Origin of the sequence: Amycolatopsis sp. cmx-8-4, assembly GCF_046548675.1 — a bacterium.
Classification (GTDB): Bacteria; Actinomycetota; Actinomycetes; order Mycobacteriales; family Pseudonocardiaceae; genus Amycolatopsis.
The window spans coordinates 470,016-485,512 of the sequence record NZ_JAEBDZ010000006.1 but is presented as its reverse complement, the minus strand read 5'-3'; the positions used below and the strand labels follow the sequence as shown (position 1 = coordinate 485,512).

Annotated in this window: 16 protein-coding genes; all 16 read right to left on the bottom strand. The window is 69.1% G+C overall.

Translation table 11 applies throughout. The features are described from left to right. Positions 1 to 123 precede the first annotated feature (123 nt). The 16 genes from aroA to prmC all read right to left on the bottom strand — a co-directional run bounded on the left by aroA (position 124) and on the right by prmC (position 15,479). Positions 124 to 1,362, bottom strand: coding sequence for a 3-phosphoshikimate 1-carboxyvinyltransferase (aroA, locus tag ACLJQZ_RS16245; protein ID WP_410620793.1), 1,239 nt, complete (start codon positions 1,360 to 1,362; stop codon positions 124 to 126). Between the two features lie 10 nt (positions 1,363 to 1,372). Beyond that, positions 1,373 to 1,693: a putative quinol monooxygenase gene (locus ACLJQZ_RS16240; protein ID WP_410620792.1), complete on the bottom strand. Its 321-nt coding sequence runs from the start codon at positions 1,691 to 1,693 to the stop codon at positions 1,373 to 1,375. Between the two features lie 110 nt (positions 1,694 to 1,803). Further along, entirely contained in the window at positions 1,804 to 2,238 is a 435-nt protein-coding gene (locus tag ACLJQZ_RS16235; protein WP_410620791.1) for a DUF2550 domain-containing protein, read from the bottom strand. 25 nt (positions 2,239 to 2,263) lie between these two features. After that, positions 2,264 to 2,629 carry a F0F1 ATP synthase subunit epsilon gene (locus ACLJQZ_RS16230; protein ID WP_410620790.1) on the bottom strand — a complete coding sequence of 122 codons (366 nt, stop codon included), beginning with the start codon at positions 2,627 to 2,629 and terminating at the stop codon, positions 2,264 to 2,266. A 113-nt stretch (positions 2,630 to 2,742) separates the two neighbouring features. Continuing rightward, entirely contained in the window at positions 2,743 to 4,170 is a 1,428-nt protein-coding gene (gene atpD, locus ACLJQZ_RS16225) for a F0F1 ATP synthase subunit beta (protein WP_410620789.1), read from the bottom strand. Further along, the gene (locus ACLJQZ_RS16220; RefSeq protein ID WP_410620788.1) at positions 4,170 to 5,114 is read right to left on the bottom strand and encodes a F0F1 ATP synthase subunit gamma; all 945 of its coding nucleotides are present in this window, start codon (positions 5,112 to 5,114) and stop codon (positions 4,170 to 4,172) included. The genes atpD and ACLJQZ_RS16220 overlap by 1 nt, the downstream gene beginning before the upstream one ends. Before the next feature lie 11 nt (positions 5,115 to 5,125). Then, complete coding sequence (gene atpA / locus ACLJQZ_RS16215) at positions 5,126 to 6,766, bottom strand: F0F1 ATP synthase subunit alpha (RefSeq protein ID WP_410620787.1); 1,641 nt, start codon at positions 6,764 to 6,766, stop codon at positions 5,126 to 5,128. 57 nt (positions 6,767 to 6,823) lie between these two features. Then, positions 6,824 to 7,651, bottom strand: a complete 828-nt coding sequence (locus ACLJQZ_RS16210) for a F0F1 ATP synthase subunit delta (protein ID WP_410620786.1) — start codon at positions 7,649 to 7,651, stop codon at positions 6,824 to 6,826. A 6-nt stretch (positions 7,652 to 7,657) separates the two neighbouring features. Continuing rightward, the gene (locus tag ACLJQZ_RS16205; RefSeq protein WP_326958187.1) at positions 7,658 to 8,212 is read right to left on the bottom strand and encodes a F0F1 ATP synthase subunit B; all 555 of its coding nucleotides are present in this window, start codon (positions 8,210 to 8,212) and stop codon (positions 7,658 to 7,660) included. 29 nt (positions 8,213 to 8,241) lie between these two features. After that, complete coding sequence (locus ACLJQZ_RS16200; protein WP_326958185.1) at positions 8,242 to 8,496, bottom strand: ATP F0F1 synthase subunit C; 255 nt, start codon at positions 8,494 to 8,496, stop codon at positions 8,242 to 8,244. Positions 8,497 to 8,551: 55 nt separating this feature from the next. Next, the gene (gene atpB / locus ACLJQZ_RS16195; protein ID WP_326958183.1) at positions 8,552 to 9,337 is read right to left on the bottom strand and encodes a F0F1 ATP synthase subunit A; all 786 of its coding nucleotides are present in this window, start codon (positions 9,335 to 9,337) and stop codon (positions 8,552 to 8,554) included. A 530-nt stretch (positions 9,338 to 9,867) separates the two neighbouring features. Then, positions 9,868 to 10,317 (bottom strand): hypothetical protein, encoded by a 450-nt coding sequence (locus ACLJQZ_RS16190; protein ID WP_392758899.1) that lies wholly within the window; start codon positions 10,315 to 10,317, stop codon positions 9,868 to 9,870. Between the two features lie 48 nt (positions 10,318 to 10,365). Continuing rightward, positions 10,366 to 11,523 (bottom strand): MraY family glycosyltransferase, encoded by a 1,158-nt coding sequence (locus ACLJQZ_RS16185; RefSeq protein ID WP_328644662.1) that lies wholly within the window; start codon positions 11,521 to 11,523, stop codon positions 10,366 to 10,368. A 74-nt stretch (positions 11,524 to 11,597) separates the two neighbouring features. Then, the gene (locus tag ACLJQZ_RS16180; protein ID WP_326944141.1) at positions 11,598 to 12,248 is read right to left on the bottom strand and encodes an L-threonylcarbamoyladenylate synthase; all 651 of its coding nucleotides are present in this window, start codon (positions 12,246 to 12,248) and stop codon (positions 11,598 to 11,600) included. Between the two features lie 76 nt (positions 12,249 to 12,324). Continuing rightward, positions 12,325 to 14,295, bottom strand: a complete 1,971-nt coding sequence (locus ACLJQZ_RS16175) for a M6 family metalloprotease domain-containing protein (RefSeq protein WP_410620785.1) — start codon at positions 14,293 to 14,295, stop codon at positions 12,325 to 12,327. Positions 14,296 to 14,612: 317 nt separating this feature from the next. Further along, complete coding sequence (gene prmC, locus ACLJQZ_RS16170; RefSeq protein ID WP_410620784.1) at positions 14,613 to 15,479, bottom strand: peptide chain release factor N(5)-glutamine methyltransferase; 867 nt, start codon at positions 15,477 to 15,479, stop codon at positions 14,613 to 14,615. Between the last annotated feature and the right edge of the window lie 18 nt (positions 15,480 to 15,497).

The window sequence follows — 15,497 nt, the reverse complement described above, 5'->3', positions numbered from 1 at the left end:
TCCACGAGCACGTAGAGTGCTGTCAGGAGGGTGTCTAGTTCTTTGCTCACACATTGATCTTGGACACCCTCCTCTCATGTCCTGAACCGGGTCAGCTCACATGATCTTCACGGAATCAATCATCTAGATCCCCCAGCTCTCCCGCAGGGACCCGAGGGCCTGGTGGAAGCCGGGGAACGTCTTCTTCACGCACTCCGGATCGTCCAGCGTGATGCCGTCGACCAGCAGGCCGGTGATGCTGAACGCCATCGCGATCCGGTGGTCGCGGCGGCACTTGACCAGGGCACCGGCAGGCGCGCCCGGCTGGATCTCGATCCAGTCGCGGCCCGTCTCCACGGACACGCCCATGGCGCGCAGGTTCTCCTCGCACGCGTCCAGGCGGTCGCACTCCTTGATGCGGGTGTTGTAGACGTCCTCGATGCGCACCGGGCCGGCCGCGAACGGCGCGATCGCCGCCAGCGTCGGGACCGTGTCGGAGATGTCGCGCATGTTCACCGTGACGCCACGCAGGCCGTCCGACGGGCCCGCGACCGTCACCGAGTCCTCTTCCAGCTGCACGTGGGCGCCCATCTGCTCCAGGACGTCCACGAACCGCACGTCGCCCTGCAGCGCCGTCGAACCCAGGCCGGGGATGGTCACCGTGCGGCCGGTGACCGCCGCCGCGGCCAGGAAGTAGCTGGCCGTCGACGCGTCGGGCTCCACCGGGTAGTCGCACGCCTGGTACGGCTGCGGCGGGACGACGAACGTCCGGCCCTCGCGGCGGACCTCGACGCCGAAGCGCCGCATCATCTCCAGCGTGATCTCGACGTAGGGCACCGACACGAGGTCGGTCACCGTGATCCGCAGCCCCTCCGCGGTCAGCGGCCCGAGCAGCAGCAACGCCGTCAGGAACTGCGACGACAAGCCCGCGTCCAGGGTCAGGTCGCCGCCCTTGACGCCGTTCGCGCGGACGGTCAGCGGGTGGTGGCCCGGCTCGCCCTCGAAGGTCAGGTCGACGCCCAGCTCCTGCAGCGCGTCGGTGAGCGGGCCCAGCGGACGCCGGCGCATCTGGTCGGACGCGTCGAAGTGGAAGGTGCCGGTGCCGGCCGCGGCCAGCGCGGGAAGGAAGCGGGCCGTGGTGGCGCCGTCGCGGCAGAAGACGTCGGCGGACGCCACGCCCGGCCCCGACGGCCTGCCCTCGATCGTCCAGGCGTTCGCCTGCCGGTCGACCTGGTAACCGAGCTTCACGAGCCCCTCGGCGAAGCCCTCGGTGTCGTCCGAATGCAGCGGACGGCCGAGCACGGTGGTGCCGCGCGCGGCGGCGGCCAGGAACAGGCCTCGGGCGGTGACGGACTTGGAGCCGGGGATGTCGACGAGGGTCACGAACCCCAGTTTAGTGGGGGGCGATCTCGGCCATCGGGCCCCAGTCGGAGGCGTCCTGGACGTTGATGATCCGCGGGTTGTCCGAGATGTAGGCACCCAGGTTCGCGACCGCCCACTTGAAGTGGTCGGAGCCGACGTGCGCGACGGCGGCGTCCTGGCCCTCGAAGCCTTCGACCAGCACGTACGTGTTCTTGTCCTCGAGGCTGCGGGACCACTCGAAGAACCGGTTGCCCGCCTCGCCGCGGGTGTTCTTGGTGTAGTCCGCCACGATGTCCGGCCAGGCTTCGGCGTGCTCCGGTTTGACCGGGAACTTGACCACGATGAAGATCATGCGCTCAACCGTAGGCCAAAACGGCGGCCCTGGCTGTCTCGGTTTGAGACAGCAGAGTGAGACAGCGGAGTGAGACAGCAGAGGTGAGACAGCAGAGGTGAGACAGCGGGTCAGGAAGCGTGCGGGAGCCGTCGCCCCGGAGGGGCCGACTCGAGCCAGGAGAGGAACCCGGTGAGCGCGCCCGGGCCCATGGCGATCTCGATCGCTTCCTGGGTCTCGGACTCGCAGCGCAGCACGATGGCACCTTCGGGAACCGCGTAGGCCTCGCTGCCGGAGGGGTCACGGCGGTCGGCGATCTGCATGCTCGCGCGCTGGAAGACGCGGTCCGGGCCGCTGCGCAGGCTCCACACCCGGTACCAGACGAACTCGTCACCCTCGTAGCGGCCGAGGCCCAGGTGCCAGCTGGCCCGCGCACTGTCCGGACGCCACCGCAGCGCGACGCTCACGCCCCCACCGCGGCGCATCCGGATCCACCGCTGGCCGTACCAGCCGACCAGCACCACGAGCACGATCAGGAGCCCGACTACCACCACGGTGATCTGCACGGCCCGGCTCCTGCCCGTCGCTCGCTCAGACCGACTGACCTGCCGCGCGGAGCTGGGCCGAGGCCCTGGTCCGCTCGGTCTCGTCGTCGGCGGTCAAGGCCGCCTTCGCCGCGTCGACGTCGATTTCGTCGGAAAGCTCGGCACTTTCGGCGAGGATGCTCACCCCGGTGCCGGTGACCGACAGGAAACCGCCGTGCACGGCCGCGAAGACCGTTTCGCCGTCGGTGGTCGTCACCTTGACCACGCCACCCTCGACGAGCTGCCCGAGCACGGGCTCGTGACCGGCCATGATGCCGATCTCGCCCTCGGTGGTCTGGGCCACCACGAAAGTGGCGGTACCCGACCAGAGACGGCGCTCGACGGCCACCAGCTCCACGGACATCTCAGCCACGTAGCACTCCTTCGCTCGGGGTGTTGCCACCGAGTGTAATAGGTCTGTATCCCGGTATGAGAACGGCGGGGGCCCGAGTCCACAATGGACACTGCCCCCGCCGCCTCAGGAACTCACTTCTTGGTGATTTCCTTGTACTTCTTCTCGAGGTCTTCGAGGCCACCGATACCCAGGAACGCCTGCTCCGGGTAGTGGTCGAAGTCACCCTTGGCGATGCGGTCGAACGACTCGATGGTCTCCGACAGCGGCACCGTCGAGCCCGGGATCTGCGTGAACGCCTCCGCGACCAGCATGTTCTGCGAGAGGAAGCGCTCGATCCGGCGGGCGCGCTGGACGGTGAGCTTGTCCTCTTCCGAGAGCTCGTCCATACCGAGGATCGCGATGATGTCCTGCAGTTCCTTGTACTTCTGCAGGATCCGGATGACCTCGGAAGCCACGCGGTAGTGGTCCTCACCGACGATGGCCGGGTCGAGGATCGTCGACGTCGACGCCAGCGGGTCCACCGCCGGGAAGATGCCCTTCTGGAAGACACCACGCGACAGCTCGGTGGTGGCGTCCAGGTGGGCGAACGTCGCGGCCGGGGCCGGGTCGGTGTAGTCGTCCGCGGGGACGTAGATCGCCTGCATCGAGGTGATCGACCGGCCCCGGGTCGAGGTGATCCGCTCCTGCAGCTGGCCCATCTCGTCGGCCAGCGTCGGCTGGTAACCCACGGCCGACGGCATCCGGCCCAGCAGGGTGGACACCTCCGAGCCGGCCTGGGTGAACCGGAAGATGTTGTCGATGAACAGCAGCACGTCCTGGTTCTGCACATCGCGGAAGTACTCCGCCATGGTCAGCGCGGACAAGGCGACGCGCATGCGCGTGCCCGGCGGCTCGTCCATCTGGCCGAACACAAGGGCGGTGTCGTTGATGACGCCGTCTTCGCTCATCTCCAGGAAGAGGTCGTTGCCCTCACGGGTGCGCTCGCCGACCCCGGCGAACACCGACGTACCACCGAAGTTCCGGGCGACACGGGTGATCATCTCCTTGATGAGCACCGTCTTGCCGACGCCGGCCCCGCCGAACAGGCCGATCTTGCCACCCTGGACGTACGGGGTGAGCAGGTCGACGACCTTGAGGCCGGTCTCCAGCATCTCCGTCTTGCCTTCGAGCTGGTCGAAGGACGGCGGGTTGCGGTGGATGCCCCAGCGCTCGAGGTCATCGCCGTAGCCGGGCTCGTCGAGGCACTCGCCGAGCGCGTTGTAGACGTGGCCCTTGACCTTGTCGCCCACCGGCACGGTGATCGGGCCGCCGGTGTCGGTGACCGCGGCGCCCCGGACCAGGCCGTCCTGCGGCTGGAGCGAAATGGTGCGGACGAGGTTGTCGCCCAGGTGGCTGGCGACCTCGAGGGTCACCGTCTTGCGCAGCTGCTCGAACTCGATCTCGACCTTGAGCGCGTTGTACTGGTCGGGAACGGAACCGCGCGGGAACTCGACGTCGACGACCGGACCGGTCACCGACACGATGCGCCCCTTGGCGCGCGGGGCTTCAGTACTGGTCATCAATCATCACTTCCTGCTGCGGTGAGCGCGTTCGCGCCACCGACGATTTCGGAGATCTCCTGGGTGATCTGCGCCTGGCGGGCCTGGTTCATCTCCCGCGTCAGGTTGCCGACCAGGTCGTTCGCGTTGTCCGAGGCGGCCTTCATCGCCGTCCGGCGCGCGGCCAGCTCGGACGCCGCCGACTCCAACAGCGCCGAGTAGATGCGCGTGTTGATGTACTTCGGCAGGAGCGAGTCCAGCAGCTTGTCGGCACTCGGCTCGAACTCGTAGCTGGGGAGCAGGTCGCCGGTGGGCTTCTGCTCCTCCTCGCCGTCGGTGTACTCGACCTCGAGCGGCGCGACGCGCTTGGCGATCGGCCGCTGGGTCAGCATCGAGACGAACTCGGTGTAGACGATGTGGATCTCGTCGACACCCTCGATGCCGTCGGCGTTGCCGTGCCCGTCGTCGACGCCGGCCATGAACGACTCGACCAGGGTCTCGGCCGCCTCGACCGCCGCGGCGTAGTTCGGCTGGTCGGAGAAGCCCGTCCAGCCGTCCGTCACCTCGCGGCCGCGGAACCGGTAGTAGTTCAGGCCCTTGTTGCCGGTGACGTAGACCCGAGCTTCCTTGCCCTCCTTGCGGAGCAGGGAAAGCAGCTCTTCGGTCGCGCGCAGCACGTTGGAGTTGTAGCCACCGCACTGGCCCTTGTCACTGGTCACGACCAGGACAGCGGCCCGCTTCGGGTTCGGGCGCTCGACCAGCAGCGGGTGGTCGAGGTTGGCCGCCGCACCGGCCAGCGCCGAGAGCACCTTGGTGATCTCGTCGGCGTACGGCCGGGAAGCGGCGACCTTCGCCCGCGCCTTGGTGATGCGCGCGGTGGCGATGAGCTCCATCGCCTTGGTGATCTTGCCGATCGACTTGGTCGCCTTGATGCGCGACCGGAGTTCCCGGAGTTGTGCGGCCATGAGCTATCAGCTCACTTCTTCGGGGCGGGCTTGTTGACCTTGACGGTCTCCTGCCCGACCTTGTCGGCGTCCATCGCGTCGGCGTCCGCACCGACCAGGGCGTTGCCGTCGGCGGTGGTGAACTCCTTCTTGAACTCGTTCACCGCGGCGACCAGCTTCTCGGCGGTCGCGTCCTCGAACTTCCCGGAGTCGCGGATCGCGCCCAGGACGTCGTCGTGCTTGCGGCGGGCCGAGTCGAGGAACTCGTGGTTGAAGCGGCGCACGTCCTCGGTCGGGACCGAGTCGTAGTGGCCGTTCGTGCCCAGCCACACCGTGCAGACCTGCTCCTCGACCGGGATCGGCGAGTACTGCGGCTGCTTGAGCACCTCGTACAGCCGGGCACCGCGCTCGAGCTGCGCCTTGGAGGCGTCGTCGAGGTCCGAGGCGAAGGCGGCGAACGCCTCCAGCTCGCGGTACTGCGACAGGTCGATGCGGAGCGAGCCGGAGACCGACTTCATCGCCTTGACCTGCGCGGCACCACCCACGCGGGACACCGAGATGCCCACGTCGATGGCCGGGCGCTGACCGGCGTTGAACAGGTCCGACTGGAAGAAGCACTGGCCGTCGGTGATCGAGATGACGTTCGTCGGGATGTAGGCCGACACGTCGTTGGCCTTCGTCTCGATGATCGGCAGCCCGGTCAGCGAGCCGGCGCCCAGCTCGTCCGAGAGCTTCGCGCACCGCTCGAGCAGGCGGGAGTGCAAGTAGAAGACGTCGCCGGGGAAGGCCTCGCGGCCCGGCGGGCGACGCAGCAGCAGCGAGATCGCGCGGTACGCGTCGGCCTGCTTGGTCAGGTCGTCGAACACGATGAGGACGTGCTTGCCCTCGAACATCCAGTGCTGGCCGATGGCCGAGCCGGTGTACGGGGCGATCCACTTGAAGCCGGCGGAGTCCGATGCCGGCGCGGCGACGATGGTGGTGTACTCCATCGCGCCCGCGTCCTCGAGGGACTTCTTGACCGCGGCGATCGTGGAGCCCTTCTGGCCGATCGCGACGTAGATGCAGCGAACCTGCTTCTTCTCGTCGCCGGTCTCCCAGTTGGACTTCTGGTTGATGATCGTGTCCACGGCGACGGCGGTCTTGCCCGTCTTGCGGTCACCGATGATCAGCTGGCGCTGGCCGCGGCCGATCGGCGTCATCGCGTCGATGGCGGTGATGCCGGTCTGCAGCGGCTCCGACACCGGCTGGCGCTCGACCACCGAAGCGGCCTTGACCTCCAGCGGACGGCGGTCGGTGGTCTCGATGTCGCCGAGACCGTCGATCGGGGCGCCCAGCGGGTTGACGACGCGGCCGAGGTAGCCGTCGCCGACCGGCACGGACAGGACCTGGCCGGTGCGCTTGACCTGCTGGCCCTCTTCGATGCTTTCGAAGTCGCCGAGGATCGTCGCGCCGATGGAGCGCGCGTCCAGGTTCAGTGCGACGCCCAGGACGCCGCCGGGGAACTCGAGCAGCTCGTTGGCCATGGCCGAGGGGAGGCCCTCGACGTGGGCGATACCGTCACCCGCGTCGATCACGACGCCAACTTCTTCCCGGCTCACGTCCGGGGCGTAACTCGAGACGTAGTTCTCGATCGCGCTACGGATCTCATCCGAGGAGATCGTCAGCTCGGCCATGTCTTTCCCGCTCTCGCTTCGTTCTTGCCAGTATGCAAAGTCTTGTGTGACCAGGGACTAGGCCCGGGCCAGCCGCCTGCGCAGGGCAGCTAGCTGACCCGCCGCGCTCCCGTCGATGATCTCGTCGCCGACGCGGACGACGAGCCCGCCGCCGAGACTGGGATCGACCTCGACGTGCAGCGCGATCGACCGCCCGTAGATGGTGTCGAGCTTCTCGCCCAGCCGGGCGGTCTGCTCGTCGGTCAGAGGGCTCGCGCTGGTCACGTAGGCGACCGAGCGCTGACGGCGTTCCGCGGCCAGCTTGACCAGCGCGTCGAGCCCGGCGCCGACACCGCGGCCCTTGGCCCGGCGGACGACCTGCTCGACGAGGGTCTCGGTGACCACGTCCACCTTGTCGGCGAACAGCCCGCGCACCAGCGACCGCTTGGCGTCGGCGGGACCGGCCAGGTCCGCCAGGGCGGTCTCGAGCTCCGGGTGGTTGGCCACGACGCGCGAGACCTGGAACAGCTGGGTCTCGACGGCGTCGATGTTGCCGGTCTTTTCGGCGGCGGTGAGCAGCGCGGAGTGCCCGAGCGACTCGAGCCCGTCGACCAGCTGACGAGGGCTGGACCAACGGCTGCCCGCCACGGCGTCGAGCACCTTCAGTGCCGGTTCGGACAGCTTGCCGTCGAACAGCCGGCGCACCAGCGTGGTGCGCGACTCCGGCGTCGCCGAGGCGTCACTCACCGCCCGGCGCAGACCGATCTCCCGGTCCAGCAGGTCGACGACCGAGAGCAGCTCGTCGCCGACCAAGGAAGACCCTGTCGCGTCGGCGTCGGCCAGAACCTCGCCGAGGCGTTCCTCGGCGAGGCCGAGCGCTTCGCGGCTCGCAGCATGCAACGTCATTCGGGTCTACTTCCCCGCTCCACCAGCGGCACCGGCGGTGTCCAGCTCCGCGAGGAACCGGTCGACGGTGCCACGACGGCGCGCCTCGTCTTCGAGCGACTCGCCGACGATGCGGCTGGCCAGCTCCACGGCGTTGCGGCCCATGTCGGCCCGCAGCTCGGCGATGATCTGCGCCTTCTGGGCCTGCAGCTGAGCCTGGCCCTGGGCGACGATCCGCTGGGACTCGGACTCGGCCTCGGCCCGCAGTTCCGCCTTGATCTGCTCGGCTTCGAGCCGGGCGTCGTCGCGGATCTTCGCGGCCTCGCCACGGGCTTCCTTCAGCTGCGCCTGGTATTCCGCCAGCGCGGCTTCGGCCTGGGCCTGAGCCTTCTCGGCCTTCTCGATGCCACCCTCGATCTTCTGCGCACGCTCTTCGTACGCGGCCTCGAAGCGAGGGACGACGTACTTCTTGAGGATGAACAGCAGGATCAGGAAGGCGACGATGCCGAGGATCAGCTCCGAAATGTCCGGCACGATAGGCAACGGCGTTTCGGACGCCAACACCAGTTCGTTCGTCACCACAACGTCTCCTTAAGCGATGAGCAGAGGACTCAGGCGGAGGCGATGAAGTAGATGACGATGCCGATCAGCGCCAGGACCTCGGTCAGCACGAAGGTCGAGAAGCCGATGCCCTGCAGCTTGCCCTGGGCCTCCGGCTGCCGGGCGGTGCCGTTGATGACGGCGGCGAAGATCAGACCCACACCGATGCCGGGGCCGATGGCGCCCAGGCCGTAACCGATCGCAGCAAGACCCTTGTTGAGGTTGACGGCCTCGGCGGCCTGCTGGGCCAGAACGATGTTGCTCACGTGCATTTCCCTTCACTTCGGTCCACGCGCTCGCGCGGATCGGGGGCTTGTGTTCTCAGTGCTCCGACGCCAGCGCGGCGCCGATGTACCCCGCCGAGAGCAGGGCGAAGATGTAGGCCTGCAGCACCTGGATGAAGGCCTCGAGGAAGGTCATCCCGATGGCGAAGATCCAGGCCACCACGGAAACCGGCTTCAGCGCCCAGCTCGACGTCTCGGTCAGCAGGAACGTGCCGCCGAGGGTGAACACCGCCAGGATCAGGTGGCCGGCGAACATGGCCGCGAAAACACGGATGGCGAGCGTCAGCGGGTTGAGGAAGAACTTCTCCGCGAACTCGATCACCGAGAAGAGCGGCAGCACCGCCTTGGGCACGCCCGGCGGCGCGAGCTCCTTCTTGAAGTAGCCCGCGAACCCGTGCCGCTTGAACCCGGCGTAGTGGTACACCGGGTAGACCACGAGGACCGCCAGCGCGACGGGGAAACCGAAGCGCGCCATGGTCGGGAACTGCAAGAGGGGGATGATCCCGTACAGGTTGTTCACCAGGATGAAGGTGAACAAGGCGAAGACGAGCGGCACGTACGGCTTGAAGTCCTTCGAGCCGATCTGCTCGCGCGCGATGTTGTTGCGGCTGAAGTCGTAGATGGACTCGGCGACGAACTGCCCCTTGCTGGGCACGACCTTCAGCTTGCGGGTCGCCACGAGGAAGTACGTCGCGATGATCACGACCGAGAGCACGACCAGCACCATCGGCTTGGTGACACTGCCGAAAATCGGCGGCAAGATGAAGCTCTCGGCACCTGGGGGCTCGAAAATCGCACCCTCGGCCAATACCAGCGCGCCCACTGGGCTCCTTCCGGTTCTCCCGGCCGGCGTTCACTCCGCCGGGGGAATCGTCACGATCTGGACTTAACGTACCCGATACGTATCGGGACGTCGGAGGCGGCTGCCCCACTGTGCGATGAACACGGCTTCACGTTCTGCACACGGGGTTGTCTCGCGTGAACACTGCCCTGCGGTCTACTTCGGACCAGCGGCGGAAGGCGGAACTACACGGTCGCCACACTGCTGATCGCGGTTCGTCTCAGGAAGCGCGCGGCCGAGGCCGCCACCCTTGACGCGGACCATACCAGCAGGTCAATCAGTGCCGTACAGGCGTACTCCATACCAACCGATCAGCCCAGGACTTAGGTCCCGGGTCGATCCGGGACCCAGGTCCGGCGGGGGCCGGGACCCTCCCGGGAACGTCGCAGGCGAGCCGTCCGGGACCCTTTTCGAGGCCCGCGCGAAAGCGCACGGCCGTGACGCCGGTCACACTCGGGCGGCCGCGTGCCGGTTCACCGTGGGTAACGGACACCCCGGCGAACCGGACGGCGTCAGGAGGGGATGATCGTCGGGATCTTGGTCTTGCGGAAGGCGGCGAACTCGGCCGCGGCGGCCAGCAGGATGGCCACGATCATGGTGATGCCGAGCGACATCGGGTGCAGCGCCGTGACGCCCTTCAGCAGCGTCAGCGCGCCGAACAGCAGGACGACCTTCACGACGTACCCGCCGAGCGCGATCACCATGACGAACATCGGGTCCTGGCCGGCGCTGAAGCGCATCATGCCCAAGGTCGAGAGTGACGCCAGCATCGCCAGCGCCCCGCCGACGAGCGAGCCCCAGAAGCCCGGCATGCCGTTGAGGACGCTGAAGAGCACGATGCAGACGAGCACCGCCGGCGGGGTCACCAGCAGCGAAGCCTTCGTCATGGCGCGGGCCGCCTGCAGCACCACCTTGGCGTGCGGGTTCTCCTGCGCTTCGGTCGAAGTCTCGGTCTCGCTCACAGCTGGCTCCCTGCTCGGTTCGACCCCGAGTGTAGAGAACCCCGCGGACTAGGTACGCGGCTGGTGGCGTGAGCGCAGCCGCGGGATGACCGAGACCCCCACCGCGAACACCAGGCCGACGCCGATGATCCAGAGCGCGGCCGCGTCGTCGAACAGGGTCACCGAGACCGCGCCGAACGCCAGGATGCCGGCCCACAAGTAGATCAGCAGCACGGCGCGGCGCTGGGAGTGGCCGATCTCCAGCAACCGGTGGTGCAGGTGCATCTTGTCCGCGGCGAACGGGCTTTCGCCGCGGCGGGTGCGGCGGACGACCGCCATGATCAGGTCCAGCATCGGGACGAACAGCACCGCCGCCACGACCACCAGCGGGGACAGCAGCGCGATCGCGTCCTTGCCGCTGAACTGCGGGTAGGGCACGCGCCCGGACGCCGACGTGGTCGCGCCCGCGAGCATCAGGCCGATCATCATCGAGCCCGAGTCGCCCATGAATATCTTGGCGGGCTGGAAGTTGTACGGGAGGAACCCCAGACACGCGCCGGCGAGGGTGGCCGCGATCAGCGCCGGCGGGTACGTGCCGACGTCGCCGCCCGAGCTGTCGAGCAGCCCCAGCGAAAACGCGCACGTGGCCGCCGCCGCGATGAAGCCGAGGCCGCCGGCCAGGCCGTCGAGGCCGTCGACGAAGTTCATCGCGTTGACCATCACCACGACCATCACGACGGTGAGCAGCGCGCCCTGGTTCTTGTCGAGCACCAGCACCGAGCCGAACGAGGCGCCGGTGCCGCCCCACGGCACCCAGAACGACACCCACTGCACGCCGAAGATGACCAGGATCCCGGCGCACATGACCTGGCCGGCCAGCTTCGTCCAGGCGTCCAGCTCGAACCGGTCGTCGAGCGCGCCGATGAGCGAGATGACACCGGCGGCGAGCAGCACGCCGACCGAGTCGAACGACGCGTCGAAACCGTGCGACAGCGCGGGCAGCTGGTGGGCCAGGCCCATCGCGGCGGCGACGCCGAGGTAGATGCCGATCCCGCCCATGCGCGGGATCGGCGCGACGTGCACGTCGCGCGCGCGGGGGTTCGCGATCGCGCCGACGCGGATCGCGATCCGGCGCACGACGCCGGTGAGCAGGTAGGTCACGGCCGTCGCGGTCAGCGCGACGAGGATGTATTCCCGGATCGGGAGAAGACCGGATGTGGGCGGCACGGGTGCGTCACGCTCGCGGGGTCGGGGTCACCCGCGACACGCTATCGTGCCGCGCCCGGCGCCTTGATCCGGCTTCACGCCAACGATTCCGCGGGGACACCGAGCACCTCCGCGATGGCGTCCTTGCTCACGGCGCCTTCGCGCAGCACCACCGGTTCGGTGCCGGTGAGGTCCACGATGCTCGACGCGACGGCCTCGCCGCTGGAGCCGCCGTCGAGGTACACCGCGACCGAGTCGCCGAGCTGCTCCTGCGCGTCCTGCGCCGTGCTCGCCGGCGGCCGGCCGGAGACGTTCGCGCTCGAGACGGCCATCGGGCCGACGTCGCGCAGCAGCTCCAGGGCCACCGGGTGCAGCGGCATCCGGAGCATCACGGTGCCGCGGGCGTCGCCGAGGTTCCACTGCAGGCTCGGCGCGTGCGGGAGCACAATGGACAGATCGCCGGGCCAGAAGGCTTCGATGAGCGCGCGGGCCTGCGGCGGCACGCCGAGGACCAGACCGTCCACAGTGGACCACGAGCCGACGAGCACGCCGACCGGCATGTCCGGGCCGCGGTTCTTCGCGCGCAGCAGGGCCTGGACGGCGCCCGCATCGAACGCGTCGGCGCCGATCCCGTAGACCGTGTCGGTCGGCAGGACGACCAGCCGGCTCGACCGGACCGCGCCGGCCGCGGCGGCCAGCCCGTCCGCCCGGGAGTCCCGCTTGCTGCAGTCGTAGACCACGCTCATGGCGCCAAGGGTAGCCCCGCGCGCCGGAGGGGCCCGCCGCGGCAGGCCCCTCCGGGTCGTGGTCACGAGGTGCGCGTCAGAAGCCGAACGCCGTGCAGCTCGCGGTGGCCGTCTTCGACGGGTCGCTCACCGACGTCGCCGTGAGCTTCACCCGGGCGGCCAGGTCACCGCCACTGCGCTTCGCGAAGGCGGGCACCTTCACGAACTGACCGAACTTCGCCGTGGCCAGCTCGTTCGGCAGCCGGACCTGCCAGCCCTTCGCGTCGGTCGACGCGCTCAGCCGGTAGGTGTCGGTGTCGTACGGCGCCTTCGCGCCCTTCGCCGAACCGGTGTTGAACAGGCCGAAGTCGCAGGTCGCGAGCCCGCCGCGGGCGAACGCCGGCAGCGCCGGGGTCACCGCGGCGCCGCGCGCCTGGCTGCCCGAGCCGTCCAGCGAAGCGACCGTGACGGTGTACGAGAGCACGCCCTTGCGGTCCCGGGCGAGGTCGGTGACCAGGAACTTCAGCCGGTTCGCCTGGTCGGTGTACTCGTACGGGCTCGCCGCCTCGGTGCCGGCCTTGAACAGCGCGTCGTTGAGCTGGCGGTAGTCACCGATGGTGATCTTCACCGGCGTGCCGTCCGGCTTGGTGTAGTCGGTGATGCCGATGTCGGCCGGGTTGGCGTCGATCACCCACTCGAAGGGCGCGTTGTCCTTGTCCTTCGTCTTGGCGAGCAGCACGCCGGAGTCCGGCGAGAACGAGTCCGCGCCCATCCGGTCGACGACCTCGACGGTGTAGTTGTCGTAGCCGCCGCCGTCGCAGAACGGGTCGGTCGTCTTGTCGCACTTCGGTCTCTTGTCGCCGCCGGTGAGCTTGATGTTCAGCCCGGTGAACGCGCCGGGCTGCGCGTCCGCCTCGCGCGCGGTGATGCGCGCCGACACCGGCCCGGACACCGCCAGCTGGTTGCGGTCGAGCTGCAGGACGTCGGCCGGGTCGACGATGCCGAGCTTCATCTTGTTGCGCAGCATGTGCTGGGCGCCCATCGAGCTGCCCTGCGTCGCCGGGATCTGCCAGCGCGTGTGCGGGCCGCCGGGGCCGTTGAACGTGCCGCGGGACAGCATTTCCCAGGCGCCGGAGTAGTCCCGCCACGGGGGGATCCCGAACGGGTTGTTGTAGTTGTCGCCGATCCCGAGGATGTGGCTGAACTCGTGGGCGTAGGTCGACTGCCCGGAGCTCTCGGCCTGCACCGAGCTGCCGTTCCCGGCGTTGGGCCAGATGCTGGCGGCCGACGCCCACGACGTCCACGGGACGTACCGGGTGGCGGCGTAGTTGGGCAGGTCGTGGTTCGGCGGGCCGAACGCGTCGGGCACGTTCTCCTTGGTGCCGAACTTCATCTCGCCGAACTCCTGCCAGGTCGAGCTCTCGTCCTGGCCGGCGGAGAGGTAGAAGACGAAGTCGAACTGGTTCGCCGTGTCGCCGACGTCGGCGCGCCAGGCGTTCCCGGCGTCGGTGCGGATGTCGCGGTCGCAGTTCGCGCTCGGCGGGCAGGCGTTCGGCTGGAACTCCATGCCGTACTCGAAGGACTGGCCGGGCATCCGGTACGGGCCGAACGCCGTCAGCTGCACGCCGAAGCGGCCGCCGGAGTCCTCCATCCAGTACTCGTTGATGGTGTGCCCGTTGTTGAGGGCTTCGGGCTTGTTGAGGAAGTCCTGGTAGTACTGCGCGACGCCCGTCCGCGGGATGTTCGCGGCTTCGGGGCCGGGATTGCCGAAGACGGTCGACTTCGGCGGCTGCGTGACGACGAAGTCCTGGTCGGGGTAGTCGGCGAGGACGACGGCGCCCTTGAAGACGCGCTGCGTCGGCTTCAGGGCGGGGTCGGCCCAGTTCGTCCCGGGCACCTTGCGGTAGTCGGACCACGTCATGTGGTCCTGGTTCTCCCAGTGCGCGGCGTCGATCGGGGCGGGCCAGCCACGGGTGAGCGGTTCGGCGGCCGCGGTCCCGGCGCCGAGCCCGGTCAGGACCGTGACGGCGGCGAGCAGGGCGAGCGCTTTCGGGGTTCTGGCGCGCATCTGCGGCTCCTTCACTGGGAACCGGCGGGGTCGCGGTGTCCCGTGATCGACCGTATTGAGCCGCGCTGTCTCGGTTCTGCCCCGAAGCGAGGGTTTACCCGCTTGCCCCACGACGAAAGTCTGGCCGGTTTGTCAGGCCCCGTGCGCCCCAATGTGGCGTTGGGTGCATCTGACGCACCGAACGCCACATTGGGTGCGTTGGACGCACCCAACGCCACATTGGGGCGTTTGCCCGGCACTGTGGACAAGTCCGGCCGCGGGCACGGCGAGCAGCCGGAACTGTCGGTGCCCTCCGCTAGCGTGGAAACGGGGGCTGCTCAGCCCAGCCGCTTCGCCGTGACGAACCGCGCGCGGCCCGCCAGGTCGTTGTGGCCCTCGACGGCCGTCAGCACCCGGCGCGCCCGGACCAGCGCCGGCACCGCCGAGCCGTGGGTGTCGTCGTGCTCGATGGCCAGGCCGCCGCCCGGACGCAGCAGCCGCGCGCCCGCCGCGATCGCGTGGCGGATCACCGCCAGGCCGCTCTCCTCGGCGAACACCGCGCGCGGCGGGTCGTGCTCGGCGACCTCGGGCGGCACCGGGGTGCCGTCGGGGACGTACGGCGGGTTGCACAGCACCAGGTCGACCAGGCCGTCGAGCTCGGCGAACATCGTCGGGTCGCCGATGTCGCCGGAGTACAGCCGGATCGGTGTGTTGCCGGCGTCGGCGTGGACGTCCGCGTTGTGCCGCGCCCAGGCCAGCGCCTGCGGGTCGACGTCCACCGCGTAGACGACCGCGTCCGGGCGCGCGTGCGCGACGCCGAGTGCGAGCGCCCCGGAGCCGGTGCACAGGTCGACGACGACCGGGAACTCCCGGCCCTGCAGGAACTTGACGCCCCACTCGAGCAGCAGCTCGGTCTCCGGGCGCGGCACGAACACGCCGGCCCCGACCGCCACGGTGATGTCACCCAGCGCGGCCCAGCCGGTGAGGTACTGCAGCGGGATCCGCTTCGCGCGTTGCTGGACGAGCTGGCCGATGGCCTCGATGACGGGCGGATCGACCAGGGGCACCATCGGCAGCCGCCCGCGTTCGACCCCGAGCACGTGCGCGGCGATCACTTCGGCGTCGAACCGCGGCGAAGCGACGCCCGCCCGCTCGAGAATGCGGGTGGCCTCCATGATGGCCAGGCGCAGCGGCTGCCGATTCACTCGTCGTCCTTCACCTCG

What these genes read in the sequence shown, in the direction of transcription:
- ACLJQZ_RS16240 (WP_410620792.1), bottom strand. Translation starts at nt 1,693, where the DNA reads ATGATCTTCATCGTGGTCAAGTTCCCGGTCAAACCGGAGCACGCCGAA.
- atpD (WP_410620789.1), bottom strand. Translation starts at nt 4,170, where the DNA reads ATGACCAGTACTGAAGCCCCGCGCGCCAAGGGGCGCATCGTGTCGGTG.
- ACLJQZ_RS16220 (WP_410620788.1), bottom strand. Translation starts at nt 5,114, where the DNA reads ATGGCCGCACAACTCCGGGAACTCCGGTCGCGCATCAAGGCGACCAAG.
- atpA (WP_410620787.1), bottom strand. Translation starts at nt 6,766, where the DNA reads ATGGCCGAGCTGACGATCTCCTCGGATGAGATCCGTAGCGCGATCGAG.
- ACLJQZ_RS16210 (WP_410620786.1), bottom strand. Translation starts at nt 7,651, where the DNA reads ATGACGTTGCATGCTGCGAGCCGCGAAGCGCTCGGCCTCGCCGAGGAA.
- ACLJQZ_RS16180 (WP_326944141.1), bottom strand. Translation starts at nt 12,248, where the DNA reads ATGAGCGTGGTCTACGACTGCAGCAAGCGGGACTCCCGGGCGGACGGG.
- ACLJQZ_RS16175 (WP_410620785.1), bottom strand. Translation starts at nt 14,295, where the DNA reads ATGCGCGCCAGAACCCCGAAAGCGCTCGCCCTGCTCGCCGCCGTCACG.